General features: G+C 37.8%; 18 protein-coding genes. 14 read left to right on the top strand and 4 right to left on the bottom strand.

The genetic code is table 11. From position 1 onward, the window contains the following. Positions 1–209: 209 nt before the first annotated feature. The 11 genes from polA (at position 210) to ACYPZI_RS07890 (ending at position 12,046) form a co-directional block, all read left to right on the top strand. Entirely contained in the window at positions 210–3,008 is a 2,799-nt protein-coding gene (gene polA, locus ACYPZI_RS07940; protein ID WP_459600352.1) for a DNA polymerase I, read from the top strand. A 14-nt stretch (positions 3,009–3,022) separates the two neighbouring features. Further along, positions 3,023–4,729, top strand: coding sequence for a hypothetical protein (locus ACYPZI_RS07935; RefSeq protein WP_459600350.1), 1,707 nt, complete (start codon positions 3,023–3,025; stop codon positions 4,727–4,729). Then, positions 4,713–6,386 (top strand): hypothetical protein, encoded by a 1,674-nt coding sequence (locus tag ACYPZI_RS07930; RefSeq protein WP_459600348.1) that lies wholly within the window; start codon positions 4,713–4,715, stop codon positions 6,384–6,386. The genes ACYPZI_RS07935 and ACYPZI_RS07930 overlap by 17 nt, the downstream gene beginning before the upstream one ends. Positions 6,387–6,399: 13 nt before the next feature. Further along, a complete protein-coding gene (locus tag ACYPZI_RS07925) occupies positions 6,400–6,615 on the top strand; it encodes a hypothetical protein (RefSeq protein WP_459600346.1) in 216 nt (71 codons plus the stop codon). Further along, complete coding sequence (locus tag ACYPZI_RS07920) at positions 6,608–7,051, top strand: YqaA family protein (RefSeq protein WP_459600344.1); 444 nt, start codon at positions 6,608–6,610, stop codon at positions 7,049–7,051. The genes ACYPZI_RS07925 and ACYPZI_RS07920 overlap by 8 nt, the downstream gene beginning before the upstream one ends. Next, complete coding sequence (locus ACYPZI_RS07915; protein ID WP_459600342.1) at positions 7,048–7,683, top strand: hypothetical protein; 636 nt, start codon at positions 7,048–7,050, stop codon at positions 7,681–7,683. Before ACYPZI_RS07920 ends, ACYPZI_RS07915 begins: the two co-directional genes overlap by 4 nt. A gap of 7 nt (positions 7,684–7,690) precedes the next feature. After that, on the top strand, positions 7,691–8,470 hold the full coding sequence (locus tag ACYPZI_RS07910; RefSeq protein ID WP_459600340.1) for a radical SAM protein: 780 nt from the start codon (positions 7,691–7,693) through the stop codon (positions 8,468–8,470). 375 nt (positions 8,471–8,845) lie between these two features. Continuing rightward, positions 8,846–9,949: a redox-regulated ATPase YchF gene (gene ychF, locus ACYPZI_RS07905; protein ID WP_459600338.1), complete on the top strand. Its 1,104-nt coding sequence runs from the start codon at positions 8,846–8,848 to the stop codon at positions 9,947–9,949. A gap of 3 nt (positions 9,950–9,952) precedes the next feature. Further along, the gene (locus ACYPZI_RS07900; protein WP_459600336.1) at positions 9,953–10,774 is read left to right on the top strand and encodes an alpha-1,2-fucosyltransferase; all 822 of its coding nucleotides are present in this window, start codon (positions 9,953–9,955) and stop codon (positions 10,772–10,774) included. Positions 10,775–10,792: 18 nt separating this feature from the next. Next, complete coding sequence (locus ACYPZI_RS07895) at positions 10,793–11,221, top strand: GNAT family N-acetyltransferase (RefSeq protein ID WP_459600334.1); 429 nt, start codon at positions 10,793–10,795, stop codon at positions 11,219–11,221. A gap of 30 nt (positions 11,222–11,251) precedes the next feature. Next, positions 11,252–12,046, top strand: coding sequence for a M48 family metalloprotease (locus ACYPZI_RS07890; protein WP_459600332.1), 795 nt, complete (start codon positions 11,252–11,254; stop codon positions 12,044–12,046). Between the two features lie 76 nt (positions 12,047–12,122). Here ACYPZI_RS07890 and ACYPZI_RS07885 read toward each other — a convergent pair whose 3' ends face one another. From ACYPZI_RS07885 to dtd, 4 genes are all read right to left on the bottom strand, one after another. Beyond that, positions 12,123–12,365: a hypothetical protein gene (locus ACYPZI_RS07885; protein ID WP_459600330.1), complete on the bottom strand. Its 243-nt coding sequence runs from the start codon at positions 12,363–12,365 to the stop codon at positions 12,123–12,125. 330 nt (positions 12,366–12,695) lie between these two features. Continuing rightward, entirely contained in the window at positions 12,696–13,559 is an 864-nt protein-coding gene (gene deoC / locus ACYPZI_RS07880; protein ID WP_459600328.1) for a deoxyribose-phosphate aldolase, read from the bottom strand. A gap of 1 nt (position 13,560) precedes the next feature. Next, positions 13,561–13,887 (bottom strand): nucleotide pyrophosphohydrolase, encoded by a 327-nt coding sequence (locus ACYPZI_RS07875; protein WP_459600327.1) that lies wholly within the window; start codon positions 13,885–13,887, stop codon positions 13,561–13,563. A 6-nt stretch (positions 13,888–13,893) separates the two neighbouring features. Next, the gene (dtd, locus tag ACYPZI_RS07870; RefSeq protein WP_459600325.1) at positions 13,894–14,346 is read right to left on the bottom strand and encodes a D-aminoacyl-tRNA deacylase; all 453 of its coding nucleotides are present in this window, start codon (positions 14,344–14,346) and stop codon (positions 13,894–13,896) included. Positions 14,347–14,454: 108 nt separating this feature from the next. On the opposite strand from dtd, the gene thiL reads away from it, so the two are divergent. The 3 genes from thiL (at position 14,455) to ACYPZI_RS07855 (ending at position 19,043) form a co-directional block, all read left to right on the top strand. After that, the gene (gene thiL / locus ACYPZI_RS07865; RefSeq protein ID WP_459600323.1) at positions 14,455–15,486 is read left to right on the top strand and encodes a thiamine-phosphate kinase; all 1,032 of its coding nucleotides are present in this window, start codon (positions 14,455–14,457) and stop codon (positions 15,484–15,486) included. Between the two features lie 2 nt (positions 15,487–15,488). After that, positions 15,489–16,262 carry a hypothetical protein gene (locus tag ACYPZI_RS07860; protein ID WP_459600321.1) on the top strand — a complete coding sequence of 258 codons (774 nt, stop codon included), beginning with the start codon at positions 15,489–15,491 and terminating at the stop codon, positions 16,260–16,262. 117 nt (positions 16,263–16,379) lie between these two features. After that, entirely contained in the window at positions 16,380–19,043 is a 2,664-nt protein-coding gene (locus tag ACYPZI_RS07855; RefSeq protein ID WP_459600319.1) for a valine--tRNA ligase, read from the top strand. The last annotated feature ends 22 nt before the right edge of the window (positions 19,044–19,065 follow it).

Here is a 19,065-nt window from a genome sequence, read left to right as displayed (position 1 = left end):
TTTCTAATTAAAAGTTAATGCAGCAGATGGAGCTTTTTTATCCAGGAAAGATATTCAATTTGGAGTTTCCTTTATCTTTCTTTTTTATAAAATACAAACTAACGATTTTTAATTCTTCATTTTTTTTGCGGTTGCCCTACATTTTCATGCATCACTTTGTAGTTCGTTGCTTTTTTGCGTAACTTGCCAAACATTTTTAATTTATTTCGATGAAACTATTTCTTTTAGACGCATACGCCCTCATATACCGTTCATACTACGCATTTATAAAAAGTCCGAGAGTAAACTCCAAAGGGCAAAATACTTCTGCTATTTTCGGGTTTGTAAATACTTTGGAAGAACTTCTGAAAAAAGAAGATCCTACACACATTGCCGTGGCGTTCGATCCTCCCGGTGGAACGTTTCGTCACGATGCATATGAACATTATAAGGCACAGCGACAAGAAACTCCGGAAGATATAAAAATGGCAGTTCCTATAATCAAGGAGATTATCGATGCCTACAATATCAAGATGGTAGAAGTACCCCGTTTCGAAGCTGATGATGTGATAGGAACCATTGCGAAAAAAGCGGAAAAAGAAAACTTCGATGTTTATATGATGACTCCTGATAAGGACTACGGACAGCTTACCAGCGATCATATATTCATGTACAAACCCAAGTTCGCAGGATCGGATTTCGATGTTTTGGATGCAAATGCAGTGATGGAAAAATATGAACTCTCCTCACCTACTCAAATGATAGATTTATTGGGACTTATGGGGGATGCTTCGGATAATATTCCCGGATGCCCGGGAGTCGGACCTAAAACAGCTCAGAAATTACTGGAAGAGTATGGAACTATCGAGAATTTGTTGGAGCATACTTCTGAAATAAAAGGCACATTAAAAACAAGACTGGAAGATAACAAAGAACAGATAATCTTCTCTAAATTTCTGGCGACAATAGAGGTTAATGTACCTGTAGAATTTAATAAGGAGGAATACAAACGTAAGGAAGTTAATGCTGAAAAACTTTCTGAAATTTTTGAAGAATTAGAATTCAGAACCCTTATCAATCGTGTTCTTAAAAAAGATGGGGTTCCGGCTCCTCCTGTAAGGATAACTACCACACACGAGGCTATTCAGGGTGATTTGTTTGCCGAATTATTGCCTCCTGTAAATGTTTCATCTGTAGATGTAAATAATTATTCAGGATTGCAAACACTGAAAGATATTCCCCACTCTTACCATTTGGTGAAAGAAGATAATGAAATAGATAATCTGGTAGAAAAAATCATCAAACAGGCATCTTGCTGCTTCGATACAGAGACCACAGGTATAGATCCTACTACTAGTGAGCTTGTAGGTATGTCTTTTGCTTTCAAAGAAGGTGAAGCTTATTATGTATACGTACCTGCTGATAGAGAAAAGGCTCAAAGGATAGTAGAAAAGTTTCGGCCTTTCTTTGAGAACGAAAATATACAGAAGATAGGTCAGAACCTGAAATATGATATAATTGTACTTAAAAAGTACGGCATACATGTGCGGGGCAATTTGTTCGATACGATGATAGCCCATTATCTTATCAATCCCGAACTGAGACACAATATGGATTATATGGCGGAAACTTTCTTGAAATACAGGACTATCCATATCGATGAGCTGATAGGAGCAAAGGGGAAGAATCAGGGAAATATGCGGGATCTTCGTCCTGAACAGATATGTGACTACGCTTGTGAGGATGCGGATATAACCTTGAAATTGAAAGGTATATTAGAAAAGGTTATTGAAAAGCAGGATCTCGGTAAGTTGCTGTATGATATAGAACTACCGCTTATTTATGTTCTTGCCGATATGGAATATACAGGTGTGCGCTTAGATACCGCAGCACTGGCTGATTATTCAATAATATTGACTAAGGAACTACAAACAAAGGAATCGGAAATACATCGATTGGCCGGACTTGAGTTTAATATCAATTCAGCCAAACAGGTGGGCGAAGTTTTATTCGACAATCTAAAAATCGTTGATAAACCGAAGAAAACAAAGACAGGGCAATATGTTACCAGTGAAGAGGCCTTGGAGAAAATGAAGGACTCCCACCCTATCGTTGGTAAAATATTAGAATACCGTGGAGTAAAAAAATTATTGAGTACCTATGTAGATGCTCTTCCTTTGCTTGTTAGTCCTTTGGATAATAAACTTCACACATCATATAATCAGACTGTTACGGCAACAGGACGATTGAGTTCAAGCAATCCTAATCTTCAGAATATTCCTATTCGCGACGAGCAGGGAAAAGGAATACGCAAGGCTTTTATAGCAGATGAAGGGTGCATATTTTTCTCTGCCGACTATTCCCAGATCGAACTTCGTATTATGGCTCATCTTAGCCGGGATCCGAACATGGTAGAAGCTTTCAATAGTGGTGAAGATATTCATGCCGCTACGGCTGCCAAAATATATAAATTGCCTATAAGCGAAGTTACAAGCGATATGAGGCGTAAAGCTAAAACAGCCAATTTCGGTATCATTTACGGAATATCTGTATTTGGCTTGGCAGAACGTCTTACAATTCCCCGCGGCGAAGCCAAAGAGCTTATAGATGGCTATTTTGATACTTATCCACAGGTAAAGGAATATATGGATAAGAGCATAGTTACAGCCCGTGACCATACCTATGTGGAAACGGTATTCGGGCGTAAACGTTTCCTTCCGGATATTAATTCACGGAATGCTACCGTGCGTGGATATGCCGAACGGAATGCCATCAATGCACCGATACAAGGTAGTGCTGCGGATATTATTAAAGTAGCCATGAACCGTATTTTCAAACGGTTTACAGATGAAAATATCGAGTCGAAAATGATTCTTCAGGTGCATGACGAGTTGAATTTCAATGTTATTGAAAGCGAATTTCAGCAAGTACAAAAGATAGTGATAGAAGAAATGGAAAACGCTTATAAACTGGCTGTTCCGTTAAAGGCTGATTGCGGAAAAGGTAAAAATTGGTTGGAGGCACATTAAAATAGCCGAATAAGATGAAACTTATTAATACTTTGCTACACAATATTCAATACAACAAAAAATACCAATTTTGGCTGTTTTTTGCCATTCTGGTATTTCTTACATTATTTATGATGTGGTGTAACGGACTGTCATCTTCTTATCAGGGTTACGATTTTTATTTTCATTACAGGCGGCTGGATGTACTTATAGATGCTCTTAAACAGGGATTATTTCCTAACTATACAGACTACTCTAATGTAGATGGCTATGGCTATTTTACAAAAGGATTTTATTGCGATGCTATCCTCATCCCTTTTGCCCTTATAGGTCTGTTTACAAGTACTTATTTTGCTTACGATGTGATGATATTTACCATGACAGTACTTTGTGGTGTGTTTACATATCACGCTGTCAGAGTCATATACAAGAGTTCATATGTAGCTTTATTAACGAGTATTCTCTATACATTTGCCATATATCGTCTTTACGATGTATATCAGCGGGCAGCATTTGGAGAAGCGCTTTCTTTCACTTTCCTTCCTCTGATTTTCTTGGGATTATATCACATCATCAAAGGCGATTACAAGAAATGGTATATCCTTGCTATCGGGTATAGCCTACTCATATTTACGCATGTTATATCATCGGTACTGACGTTCATCACGCTGCTGATTATACTGGTTGTATGTTATAAACCTATATTGAAAGAACCTAAACGTATTGGTTATCTGTTTTTGGCGGGTTTGGTTACTATTGCTGTAACGGCTTATTATCTATTTCCCGTCATCGAACAATTGGCATCGAATACTTTCCTGTACAGTATGGGCGGAAAGGCCGGTTATGGTAAAGTTGGTTTCGATCTTGTTTTCTGGGGTCTTATAAGTGGTATTCTTTATCCCGGCAAAGCTATTTGGTCCGGTGTTGGAATTATATTGATATTATTGATCTTACTTCGATTTTTCATAAAAGGTAAAAAATCGGATGGGTTAAAAAGTGTGGATATAGGAGTAATAATTGGCATTTGCTTTATTATCGCTTCGTCAAGGATATTTCCTTGGGGGACTTTTCCTTTTTCCCTGATAGGATTTATACAATATCCGTGGCGTCTATACGAATTTGCCAGTTGCTTTTTTGCTGTCGCGGGAGCATATTATCTTTCTCTGTTATTTGTAAAAACCAAATCGAGGATAATTGTTTTTGCTGTGATCGTAGTGGCTACGATGGTTACAACCTACATACACAGTGAAAATTATAAATATCTGTATTATGCAAAAGCTCTTCAGATATATGCAGGCAATTCAGATGAAAATCCGGCATTCTATAACCATTACCATCTGATAGGAGGAGAGTATTTTCCTGCACGGATAGTCGCGATAGACTATATTTATATAAGAGGAGAGAAAGTTGAATTTAAAAATGCTGACACACAGATTTCGAATCTTAAACGAAACAAAAATGTGACAAGTTTCGATATAGAGGTTCATGCTACTGACAGCCTGTTGCTTCCGTTACTTTATTACAAAGGTTATCACGTTACTCTGGATGGGATAGATCTGCCTGTGCAACAGAGTCCGACAGGACTGGTGCAGATCGTTGCGGACAAGTCGGGTAGGGTAGAGGCTTATTATAAAGGAACAACAACACAATGGGTTAGCTTTTATATTTCAATTATCAGTATCTTAGCATTTTCAATCTTCATTATTTGGTCAAAGAAAAGAGAACATGAAACGGGTAGATAATTTGCTGGATTCTATTGTAGCTAATAGAAAAAGTCATATATGGCTCTTTCTGTTTGTATTATTGGTTCTTTCATTGCTAATGATGTATTTCTACAACCCTCTGCATCCCGGACAGGATTTCTTTTTTCATTACAGGCGTTTGCAAGCTTTGATGGACGGAATTAAAAGTCCGTATCTGATGTATCTTGATTATGGTACAATGAATGGTTATGGCTATTTTACAAAAGCTTTTTATCCCGATTTAACCCTTATTCCTTTTGCTTTGATAGGTAATTTTACGAACATAGAGTTCGCCTATTTATCGATGATATTTGTAATGACTTTTTTATGTGGGTTGTTTACATATATAACTGTAAATAAGATATATAAAAATTCCTTTACGGCTTCCATCGCGGCAATATTATATACCTTTTGTTTTTACAGGCTTTTAGATATATATCATCGGGCAGCCGTAGGCGAAGCTATTACATTTACATTCCTTCCTCTTGTCTTGTTGGGATTATATCATATTATTAAAGGAGATTATAAAAAATGGTATATACTTACCGTTGGTTTCAGTCTGATGATATTTACACACTTAATTTCGTCGGTTTTAATGTTCATTACCATAATTATCATCTTATTGATTTATTGCAAATCCCTGTTTAATGAGCCTAAGCGCTTTTACTATCTGCTGCTTTCGGGAGTAGCAACATTTTTAATAGTAAGCTATTATATTTTTCCATTGTTGGAACAAATGACGTCAAACGTCTTTTATTATGAAAGTCGCAATTTAACGGTTCGGGCACAAGATTCAGTATTTAAAATAAATTGGATAATTTGGGGTTTATTTTCAGGGGTTGTCCAAGCAAAGCAAATATTTATACCGGGCACAGGGTTAATATTAACTTGTGGTATTTTACTTCGATTGTTTGTATATGGAAAATCGAAAGAACTCAGGAGTATCGATATACTTGTTATTCTTGGACTGGCATATATTTTTACAACCTGGTCTTTATTCCCCTGGTCTTTGTTTCCATTTAATAAATTAAATTTCATACAGCTTCCGTGGCGATTATTAGAGTTTTCCAGTTTCTTTTTTGCTATTGCAGGAGGATATTATCTCTCTCATTCGATAAAATCTAAAAAACGTCTGTTTGTAGCGGGATGCGTTATCGTTTTAGCAACGATATTTGTTATGATTAATGATGCGAAGTTGTATAAAGAAATACGCTCAGGTAAGTTGATAACAGAAGATGCATCTGTTGATGATCGCTATCATATGGGCGGAATTGAATATGTACCGGATAAAGTTCCTGATATCGAATATATCCGCGAAAGAGGGGATACAGTGATTGCCGGTCAGCAGGGGGTTGGTTTGTCTGGAGTAAATAGAATGAATGGTGTTACCGGCTTCTCTGTTGTAACGACTTCGAAAACGACAATCGAACTGCCACTGATATATTATAAAGGTTATGCGGCCACTATCGATGCAAAAAGTATATCTGTGGAAGAAAGCAGCCATGGACTTGTGCAGATTCCTGTCGATAAATCAGGATCGGTTAAAGTATATTACAAAGGCACAATAGTTCAAAAAGTGAGTTGGTATATTACCATTGTGAGTATCTTTGTATTATGTATATATATTTTTGTACAGAAAAAAAGAAAACAATCTTAAATTAGATTATCGTATGCAGAAATTTTCTAATATAGATTTCATGTACCCTGCTTTTTTACTGATTTTTGGCCTTGTTATGATATATAGCCCCCGTACTATGATGAGAAAGGCTAAATATGATGAAGAAAGCCTGAAAACAGAATCGTGGATCAAAAAACTGGGAATAGGGCTGTGCATATTCGCTGTTGCCTTTGGTATTTTTATGTATTTCAATCTGAAAGATGCTTGACGGGTTTGCCGAATATGGCTATATAGGACTCTTTCTTGCCTCCTTTCTTGCTGCTACTATTCTGCCCTTAGGCTCGGAGGTTGTTTTTGTTGCATTATTGGCTGCCGGCCTCAATGGATGGGCATGTGTTGCAGTAGCTTCTGTAGGAAATTGGCTGGGAGGAATGACTAATTACTATTTAGGTCATCTTGGAAAAATAGAATGGATAGAAAAGTACCTGAAAGTAAAGAGGGAAAAAATAGATAAAATGCAGTATTGGCTCGAAGGGAAGGGAGCCATGATGGCTTTTTTCAGCTTTCTGCCGGTAGTCGGCGATTTGATCGCACTCGCTTTGGGCTATATGCGGGCAAATGTTTATATTGTGAATATTGCTATGTTTTCAGGTAAATTTATACGTTATGTTCTGATTATGTACGGAGTAAGCTGGATCATATGATGAAATATATTATTCCTATATTACTTGTCCTGATTTTATCATCTTGCAAAAAGGATGGTTCCATAAAAGTGGAGTGGACGGATGGATTGAAGGGCGATTTCTCTTTTACAGACAAGTGGAGCTACGATGAAGGCATTAGCTACAATGAATACGGACAGCTTGTTTGCGATGGTTTGTGTGATGATAATTCATATAACATGCTGGATGAGGATGGCAGGATATACCCCGACTCATTGCACAGGTATTACCAGTTGGTCGATACGGCTCACCACTATCGCACCATTGAAAGCGAGGCGCAATGCTATGAATGGGCCGGCACGGATTTTGCCTATGCGTACAGGAAGGATGATACAATAAAATGTTATACTGGCTGTAATGTAGGGACACATTCAAGTTTACAGATAGATATTATTGAGGATATATGTATTCCACAAGTAGAATTGAATGGTGTTTCTTCATCAGGATTACAATATTTTAATGGGATAAGCGGTAAAATGAAAATAGATAAGACTTTGTTCGATCAGGGTATTTTGAAAGCGGAATTTGATTTCACCTTCGAAGATCTCGCAAATCCTCAGGAGCCGGTGTGGTGGAAGGGAAGGATACAAACAAAAATCAGTAACGGTAAATAAAGAGATTATGTCAACCATATTGTTTCACGAAATAGTTTTCGGGCCTATCCACAGTCGGCGGCTAGGCGCGTCGCTGGGAATGAACCTTCTTCCTTACGATGGGAAGCTATGTTCATTCGATTGTATTTATTGCGAATGCGGATATAATGAAAACTTCAGGACAAAGACAAAGCTTCCTGCACGTGAAAATGTAAAGGCTGCTCTTGAAGATAAACTATTACAATTGCAAAAAGAAAACACGTCTATCGATGTTATTACTTTTGCCGGAAATGGGGAACCGACTTTACATCCTCAGTTTGCAGAAATAATAGACGATACGATAGAGTTGCGTGACAAGTACTTTCCAAATGCGAAAATAAGCGTATTGTCTAATGCTATGCATGCGGGGAAAAAAGCCGTTTTCGAAGCATTGAAAAAAGTGGATAATAATATCCTTAAGCTCGATTCGGCCAATTTGGATACAGTGAAGCTGATAGACCGCCCTAATGCTCCGTCTTACACTATAGACAAGCAAACCGAATTGTTTAAAAAATTTGAAGGCGATTTTATTATGCAAACCATGTTTGTTAAGGGGAGTCATAATGGAAAGGTTGTAGATAACACGACAGAAGACGAGATTTCGGCTTGGTTGGAAGTAGTCAAAGAAACCAATCCTAAAGAGGTGATGATATATACTATTGACAGGGAAACGCCGGAGAAAAATCTCGAAAAAGTTCCATTGGAAGATCTGAAGAGGATAGGGGAGAGGGTAGAAAAATTAGGAATTAAAGTAAACGTCGCAGGATAAAATTGATTTCAGAATTTCAGAATTTCATTCAGGATTTTAGGATTTAAAAATATAATATATAGTTTACAATATATATTTACACAATTGGAAACCGGCGTAAGCCAGAACTTTGAACAGTCAACAATCTTTAAATCTTTAAACTTTAAATTCTTAAATAATATAAACTATGGGAACAATCATATTCAGCCGGTACAGCCGAAAACCGGCGGCAGTTTCTGAAAAAGTGGCGGTGGCCGTGTAAGGCTTTCCTTTCAGATTGCCTTTAAAGCATAAAGGGATACATAACAGATTTTGAAGTTAATTACTATCTTTGCACCGCAAAAAAAGTAGCATGTAGCTACCTTATTTATTTGATAATAAGAAAAAACTAAAATAATGGCATTACAATGTGGTATAGTAGGCCTTCCTAATGTCGGAAAATCTACTCTTTTCAACTGTCTGTCGAACGCTAAGGCGCAATCGGCAAACTTTCCTTTTTGTACAATTGAACCCAATGTTGGTGTTATCACTGTTCCGGACGAACGTATGAATAAACTGGCTGAACTGGTAAAACCAAACAGAATAGTACCCACTACTGTGGAAATTGTAGATATTGCCGGACTAGTGAAAGGCGCCAGCAAAGGAGAAGGCCTGGGGAATAAATTCCTTGCCAATATACGCGAGACGGATGCTATTATCCATGTTTTACGCTGTTTCGACGATGATAATATCACACACGTGGATGGTAGTATAAATCCGGTACGTGATAAGGAAATTATAGATATAGAGCTTCAACTGAAGGATCTGGAAACCATTCAGGCTCGTATTCAGAAAGTTGAAAAGCAAGCTAAAACAGGAGGAGATAAAGATGCCAAACGGGCATATGATATTCTAACTCAATTTAGGGAAGCTCTTGAACAAGGTAAATCGGCTCGTACTATTAAGTTCGATAATAAAGAAGACGAAAAAATAGCCCGCGAAGTATATCTTCTTACATACAAACCAGTCCTCTATGTTTGCAATGTAGATGAGGCTAGTGCTGTATCTGGTAATAAATACGTCGATCAGGTTCGTGAATCAGTAAAGGATGAAGATGCTGAAATCCTTGTTGTAGCTGCAAAAATAGAATCGGAAATAGCCGAATTTGAATCATACGAAGAACGCGAAATGTTTCTTAGTGAAATAGGCCTTGACGAATCGGGTGTTGCTCGTCTTATCAAATCAGCATACAAACTATTAGGCTTGCAAACATACTTCACTGCCGGCGTCCAGGAGGTTCGCGCATGGACATTTACTGCCGGATGGAAAGCTCCTCAATGCGCAGGTGTTATTCATACCGATTTTGAAAAAGGATTTATCCGTGCTGAAGTTATCAAGTACAATGATTTTATAACACTTGGTTCGGAGGCTGCTGTGAAAGAGGCCGGAAAAATGAACGTGGAAGGTAAGGAATATGTCGTTCAAGACGGTGATATAATGCATTTCAGATTCAACGTGTAAATTATGATCATAAACTATGACTCTCCCGGACAACTGTGTAACAGGCTATGGTCTTTAGTACCTTCCATTGCTTACGGATTGGAATATGGAGAGAAAGTTTTAGTCATAAACCTTGGTAAATATTCGGCTGATTTTGAAAATCTTAATAGCAACAAACTCATACGATTTGCCTCGTATAAAAGGATAAAACGAATACTAATGTCTCTCAAGTCGAGAGGCTATATACAAAACGGGAAAGCAAATATTTTCAAGAGGTTGTTTAATTTAAACTTTGTTGAAGGCTGGTCTAACAGGCTTGGAAATGCCGGAATGGTTGAAAAACAGTCGGATGCCATCAGGAAAATATTTGCTTTTAATTCTGATATTACTGATTTTGTAGATCAGTTTTTTGCTGATTATAATGGTTTTACCATCATAGGGGTGCATATTCGGCGGGGAGATTACAAAGAATGGCTCGATGGCGTATATTATTACACCGATGATGAGTATATTTGTATTTTAAAAAACATTGAAGAGCAATTTGAGACAAAAGGCAACAAAGTAAAGTTCTTGCTTTGTTCAAACGAAAAGGTCAATCTTGGGAATTACAATGGTTTAGACTGTATCACTATTCCGGATACATCAGGAGCCCGGGATTTATATGCCCTTTCTAAATGTGATTATATCATAGGTCCTCCAAGTTCATACTCTCAGTGGGCTTCGTTTTCGGGAAAAGTGCCTGTGAAGTTTATCATGCGTGCAGACGGGAAAGTAGATTTATCCGATTTCTCAAAGATTATCTCATTTAATACATTTGAAAATCGAAAAAGTCTGAATATTGACTAATAATTAAATAGTATTTTGATGATTACCCCGGGAGAAAAAAAAGATTATCCTATATTAATAGATATTTGGGAAAGTGCAGTAAAGGCTACTCATGATTTCTTATCGGATGAAGATTTTGAATTTTACAAAAAACATATATACATCTATTTCGAGCATGTTTCACTATTTGTTTACAGAGATGACAAAGGTGAAGCAAAAGGATTCCTTGGTATTTCTGACGATAGTATCGAAATGCTTTTTGTTGATAACAAGAGCAGAGGTACGGGTATCGGTAAACTATTGCTGGATCATGCTGTAAACAAGCTGAATGCCCGGAAAGTAGATGTAAACGAGCAAAACACACAAGCATTGAAATTCTATTATCATTTCGGATTCAAAGAAGCCGGCCGGGACGAATATGACGGGGAAGGCAAAGGATATCCGATTTTACATTTAGAAAAAAGCTAACTATTTTTATATTAACCAAACAATCACATTATGAAGAAACTACTTTTATTATTTACCTTAACATTAGCTTTCGGTTTAACAGCAAACGCGCAATTCGGAAAACTTAACGCTAAACACTTGGATGCCGCAAAAAAGACAGCAAAAGCCTTTACTTTGACTGATGCGGAAATAGCACAATATTGTCAGGAGTATATCGACTGGTCGGATAAAAATAATCCTGTATGTGAAACGACAGATGAAGGACCAAAGAGAAAGGGTTTTGCCGACCGTCTTGCTAACATAGTGGCAAGCATCCCCGAAAGCGAAAGAAAAGGCTTGGATATCAAAGCTTATTTTGTTGTAGATCAGAATGCTTTTGCTTGTGCAAACGGCAGTATCCGTGTTTTTGCCGGACTTATGGAGTTGATGACTGATGACGAAATACTAGGTATTATCGGACACGAAATCGGGCATATTGTAAATAAGGACTCAAAAGATGCATTCAAGAAAGCATTACTTACCTCTGCACTTAAAGATGCAGTGGGCTCTACTGGTGGAACAGCAGCAACATTGACTGACTCTCAACTTGGCGAGCTCGGTGAAGCATTAGCAGGTGCGCAGTTTTCCCAAAAAGCAGAATATGCAGCAGATGATTATGGTTATGAATTGCTGAAAAAATGTGGAAAAGATGCTAAGGCTATGGCCTCGGCATTACGCGTTATTCAAAAACTTCAGGATGATGCAGGCGCAGATAAGAGTAAGATGAAGCAATTGTTCTCTACTCATCCCGAAAGTGGAAAAAGAGCAGATAAGCTGGATCAGAAATACGCAAAGGAAAATAAATAATTTTCGTATAAAAAAGAAAAGGTCGGTACGCTGGGCGTATCGATCTTTTTTGCTTTAGCAGCTGTTACTTGCAGGGTTATTTTTTCACTGCTGCTTTAGCTTCACTTTTTATTTCTTTCTTTGCTGTTTTAGCTTCTGCTTTTGCTGATTCTTTTTTTGCTTTAGCTTCTTTCTTAACTTCTTTAGCTTCTTTTTTAACATCCTTTGTTGCAGCTTTGGCTTCTTTCTTAACCGGAGCAGTTGTTACTTTTTGAGCCATAACACCGGTAGAAGCGATTAATGCTACTGCCATAATACCTGATAGAAGAATCTTTTTCATAATTTTATTACCTAATTAAAGAGTTAAACTTGATGTTTAAATACGCGACAAATGTATATCGGTTTTTAAATTAACACCGGTTAAACCGCGTTAAAAAAAATGCTGCTAAGTGTAAGTATTGCTAAGGAATATTTACTTTGTTTAAAGGCTTTCTTTATAGATAATTTCAAATAGAAAAATGATAATTAATGATTCGGGTTCTCGCTGAATTTATAAATATTAATATTTATTAGTAGAAAAATGCCAAAACAGGCTTTCTATATGGCACCTTTAACTATTTTATCGAATCGGCTATCTGTGCACACCCTCATATTGATGTTGTATATCCTTTTATTTCATGCTTTCCAGTAAATTGTTCGCCAACCGGCTTGCACCTATACGAAAGAACTCGTTAGTCATATATTCTTCACCCAGAACCTCTTTTACTACTGTGTAATATTTGACTGCATCCTCGGTGGTAACAATACCTCCGGATGCTTTAAAACCAACTTTACGTCCTGTTTTCGCTTCATATTCTTTGATTGCGGTACACATCACATAAGCAGCTTCGAGAGAAGCGCCTTCATACACTTTTCCTGTCGAAGTTTTTAAGAAATCCGCTCCTGAATATAAAGATAGAATGGACGCCTTCATTATATTGCCGGCCGTTTTCAACGCACCCGTTTCCAAAATGACTTTCAAGTGTGAATCGCGGCAAGCGTGTTTGATTTCATCTATTTCTTCACACAATTCATCGTAGCTTTCTTCGAAGAATAGTCCCAGATTAAGCACGATATCTATCTCGTTTGCGCCATTGGCCACGGCAAGGGCAGTTTCCGCTACCTTCACTTCAAGAAATGTTTGCGAAGAAGGAAATCCTGCTGCAACAGCAGCAATTTTAACATCGGCGGTAAGAGCTTCTTTCACGGTTTCTACGAAGTTCGGGAAAACGCATATAGCTGCCACATTCGGGACATCCAATATTCCATCCATATCGTTTACTTTCTCTGTAAACTTCCAGATTGCTTCGCGGGTATCTGTTGTGTTCAGCGAAGTCAGGTCTATGCATGAGTATATGCGCTTGTATACTTCGCTATTGTTGTTACGGTCAAATTTTTTACTGATTATTTCGTTTACCTTCTTGGTTATATCAGCATCATTCAGGTTTGTCTTGTACTTTTTCAGTGTATCGACGTATTTATTTGTCTCAGCCATTTTATTTCAATTTTTCGTTATTTATGTGTCTGTCTTTATCTCTGTTTGTTTTCTTTTCCAGATTTTTCTTAAATGCTTCGGTCAAATCTACTCCTGTTTGGTTTGCCAGGCATATCAGAACCCAAAGCACATCAGCCATTTCGTCTCCCAGATTTTTGTCAAGATCGGATTTCTTAAATGATTGATCTCCATACGTGCGAGCCATGATTCGGGCAAGCTCACCAACCTCTTCGGTGAGGATGGTCATATTGGTAAGCTCGCTGAAATAGCGGACTCCGATTGTTTTTATCCAACTATCTACCTCATTTTGTGCTTCTTGTATAGTCATATTTTTTTATTCTTTTACTTTCGAGTCTATCCAAATGGTAACAGGCCCGTCGTTTATAAGCTCTACTTTCATATCGGCTCCGAACTCTCCGGTTTGTACCGGTTTTCCCATTTTATAACTCAATGTATGACAAAATTCCTCGTAAAGCGGAATAGAAATATCGGGTTTAGCTGCCTTGATGTATGAAGGGCGATTTCCTTTTTTTGTAGAGGCGTGCAGTGTAAATTGCGATACTACTAATATTTCGGCATTTATTTCTATTGCCGGTTTATTCATCACTCCGTTTTCGTCGTCAAATATACGCAGATTTACGATTTTATTTGTGAGCCACTCTATATCTTCCTTATTGTCAGCCTCTTCTATTCCCACAAAGATAAGTATTCCTTTGCCTATCTTCGATTTTATATTGTTATCTATTGTAACAGACGCTTTCGTAACACGTTGTACAAGTATCCTCATAATTTCTGTTTGGTCAGTTTCGGAACATAAAGGTAGGAATTGTGATTAGTATCAAAAAATGAAATATCATTAAAATTAATTAACTTTGTGTCTTTCAAATTTGAAACAATGAAAAGAACAGAAATTGCCAGTTTAGGAGAATTTGGTCTGATCGACCATCTGACAGAAAGTATAGAGTTGAAAAACTCGAGTACTCAAAAGGGAGTAGGGGACGATGCTGCCGTTTTATCTTATGAAAATAAGAAAACGCTGGTTACTACCGACTTATTACTGGAAGGTATTCATTTCGATCTGATGTACGTTCCTCTGAAACATCTGGGATACAAATCGGCTATCGTCAACTTCTCGGATATTTATGCCATGAACGGGCAACCGAAGCAAATAACCGTTTCGCTGGGTATATCGAAGCGTTTCTCCGTTGAGGATTTAGAGCTGTTTTATGAGGGGTTGTCCCTTGCATGTCAGGAATATGGAGTCGATATTGTCGGTGGAGATACATCGGCTTCGCTTACCGGTTTGGCTATCAGTATTACCTGTATCGGTGAAGGTGAAGACGGTAAGATCGTTTATCGTAACGGAGCTAAGGAAACCGATCTGATCTGTGTATCGGGCGACTTGGGCGCTGCCTTTATGGGGCTTCAATTGCTTGAGCGCGAAAAAGCTGTTTATGACGGAAAAACAGATTTTCTGCCTGATTTTACAGGAAAAGAATACTTGCTTGAACGCCAATTAAAACCGGAGGCACGAAAAGATATTATCAAAGCTTTAGCTGAAGAGGGAATCGTTCCCACTTCTATGATCGATATTTCGGATGGCTTGTCTTCCGAGTTGAAGCATATCTGCAAGCAAAGTAGGATAGGGTGCCATATCTACGAAGAGCGGCTTCCAATCGATTATCAGACGGCGATGATGGCAGAGCAGTTTAATATGAACGTTACTACTGTGGCTCTGAATGGGGGAGAGGATTACGAACTGCTGTTTACTGTTCCGTTGTATATGCACGACCAGGTTTCCAAGATAAAAGGTGTCCGGGTAATAGGTCATATCACGAAGGAAGGCAACGGGTCTGTTCTTGAAACCCGTGATGGTACAGAGATAGAATTGAAGGCGCAAGGTTGGAATTTAATAGAGGAGGAGTAAGTATGAAAGTCAGAATTATTTTGTTATTGTTCTTGTGTAGTTATACATTCTGTTCTTGTCGCCCAAAAAGCGATAAACAGGATAATGGCACAACTGTAAGATTATTGCCTGTTTTGATAGAAAATGATCGTAATTCAGCCAAAACGGAAATCTCATATGATGATAAGAACAGGATTACCTTCTTTAAGGTAATAGAAAAATCCCCTGGTCTGTTGGTTATTACCAATGAAATCATTTATAAAAAAGATTCTTTTGTTATAAAATACAAAAGAAAGGAAGGATCGGAGAAAGAGTATTCCAGAATCATGTATTGCACCAACAATTCAATAAATGTTATATCAAATATGGATGAATCGATGCCGGAATATTTTGTTATCAATGATAAAAATCAGTTATCTGAAAACAAGGCAGTTTTTGATAATATGGTAGCAGGACAGAAGTTTGAATATGATGAGAAAGGAAGATTAGTGAAGGTAGCAGATTTTTATTCAGAAACAGATATATCAGGTTTCGTAAAATGCGTTTATCCGAAAGAGAAACATATAAATGCCCTATCTCATATAAATGCCCCTGATTGGTTATTAACATACTTATTTAATATATCAGTCAGTTATTATAGTAGTGTTAAGAGCTGGAGGGCAAGTTCTTCCTCAAATGGAGTGGATTATAGCTATTCATATAATGATGAAGGTTATCCTGTTTCTGTACTCAGCAGAATTGTCGGAGCAAAAGGCCATACCGTTACATTGAATATTACATATACAGAAGCAAAATAGGTACACGATGCAGCTAAATTAGAAAGTTTTTCAGAATATCTTAAACATAAACATTATGAAAAAACTGAAACTTTATTTTGTATTTTTGTACCTCAAAATATATATTAACCACATAATATGGAAATTGCAAGTAAATATAATCCTGCCGAAGTAGAGGATAAATGGTATAAATACTGGTTAGAGAATAAGTTCTTTCATTCCGAACCGGATAGTCGCGAACCTTATACGATTGTTATTCCTCCGCCAAACGTTACAGGTGTCCTTCACATGGGGCATATGCTGAACAATACAATACAGGATATACTTGTGCGCCGTGCCCGCATGATGGGCAAGAATGCGTGCTGGGTACCAGGTACCGACCATGCGTCTATTGCTACGGAAGCAAAGGTGGTTGGAAAACTTGCATCCGAAGGTATCAAGAAAACGGACTTAAGCCGTGAAGCGTTCCTTGAACATGCTTGGGAATGGACTCACAAGCATGGAGGAATCATCCTCGAACAGTTGAAAAAACTGGGGGCTTCATGTGATTGGGACAGGACTTGTTTCACTATGGACGAAAAACGTTCCGAAAGTGTAATAAAAGTATTTGTCGATCTTTATAATAAAGGGATTATTTATCGTGATACAAGGATAGTTCATTGGGATCCAAAGGCGAAAACTACAGTATCAGATGAGGAGGTAATATATAAAGAAGAGCAAAGCAAATTATATTACCTCAAATATAAAATACAATTTGATAGTGAAGATAAATATATTGTAATCGCTACAACACGTCCTGAAACAATTCTAGGAGATACAGCCGTTTGTGTAAACCCGAATGATCCTCGTTATACATACTTAAAGGGTAAACAAGTTATAGTTCCTTTAATAGACAGGCCTGTTGATGTGATAATGGATGATTATGTAGACATGGATTTTGGAACAGGATGCCTGAAAGTAACCCCAGCCCATGATGAAAATGATTATAAATTAGGACAAAAATATCATCTGAATATAATTGACATATTTAATGATGATGGTACTGTAAATAATAGTTATATAGATGATGATCTATATAATATACCAGAACTAGAGATTGTTAAATCCTATGTTGGTATGGATCGTTTTGACGTCCGTAAAAAGATAGTAAAGGACTTGGAGGAAGCAGGATTATTATTTAAAGTTGAGGACTATACAAATAAGGTAGGTTACTCGGAACGTACAGATGTTGTAATAGAACCTAAGTTCTCTATGCAATGGTTCCTTAAAATGGAGCATTTGGCTAAACCTGCATTGGAAGCTGTAGAAAACGATACAATCAAATTCCATCCCGCTAAGTTTAAAAATACGTATCGGCACTGGATGGAAAACATAAAGGATTGGAATATCAGCCGCCAACTGTGGTGGGGTCATCAGATTCCGGCATACTACTTACCCGAAGGAGGCTTTGTAGTAGGTGAAACTCCTGAAAAGGCATTGGCTGAAGCGCAAAAACAAAATCCAAACCTGAAAATGGAAGATTTGCGTCAGGATGAGGATTGCCTTGATACTTGGTTCTCATCATGGTTATGGCCTATTTCTGTTTTTGATGGTATTAATAATCCTGATAACGAAGATATAAAATACTATTATCCTACCAATGACCTTGTTACAGCTCCTGAGATTATATTCTTCTGGGTGGCGCGTATGATTATGGCGGGATATGAATACAAAGATCAACCATGTTTTAGGAATGTTTACTTTACAGGGATTGTTCGGGACAAACAAGGACGTAAAATGTCTAAATCGCTTGGTAACTCGCCTGACCCTATCGAACTGATGGAGAAATACGGCGCTGATGGTGTGCGCATGGGTATGTTGCTGACTTCCCCTGCCGGAAACGATTTACCATTCGATGAAAGTTTGTGCGAACAAGGGCGTAATTTCAATAATAAGATATGGAATGCTTTCCGTCTGGTGAAAGGGTGGGAGGTAAGCGATAGTATAGAGCAACCCGAATCTTCTAAGATTGCTATCCAATGGTTCGAAAATATATTGAGTAAAACCGTAGCCGAATTGGATGACTCTTTTGGTAAATACCGTTTGTCAGAGGCATTGATGGCTGTTTATAAACTATTTTGGGACGAGTTCTCTTCGTGGTATCTCGAAATGGTTAAACCTGCTTATCAGCAGCCGATAGACAAAAATACTTATGAGGCTACTTTAGGATTCTTCGATTCGCTACTTCGTCTTCTTCACCCGTTTATGCCGTTTATCACGGAAGAATTGTGGCAGGCGTTAAGTGAACGTAAGGAAGGTGAAAGCATTATGGTGTCGGCTATGCCAAAAGAAGTTACTTTCGATGCTGCTTTCATTGATACCTTTGAAAAAATAAAGGAGACTATCGCAGGAGTACGCACTATTCGTCTACAAAAGAATATTCCGAATAAGGAAGAGTTATCGCTCGAAGTAGCAGGTGGTTATGATACAGCATATGATAGTGTTATATCTAAAATGTGTAACTTATCTTCTATCGCATCGGTTACAGAAAAAGACCCTACCGCTGCGTCATTCTTAGTGGGAACGACTGAGTTTTCCGTTCCTCTCGGAAGCAATATCGATGTAGAAGCCGAATTGAAGAAACTAAATGAAGAATTGAAATATCTTGAAGGTTTTCTTAAATCAGTTTCCGCTAAGCTAGGTAATGAGAAGTTTGTTGCCAATGCCAAACCTGAGATTGTCGACAACGAGCGGAAGAAACAGGCTGACGCCGAAAGCAAGATAAAGACAATAAAAGAAAGTATTGCCAATCTGAGCAAATAAGGAATAAAAACAGAGGGCTGAA

The sequence above is a fragment of the Dysgonomonas reticulitermitis genome (assembly GCF_054601275.1).
The sequence above is the reverse complement of the archived record's forward strand: the minus strand, read 5'-3'. Positions and strand labels throughout refer to the sequence as shown.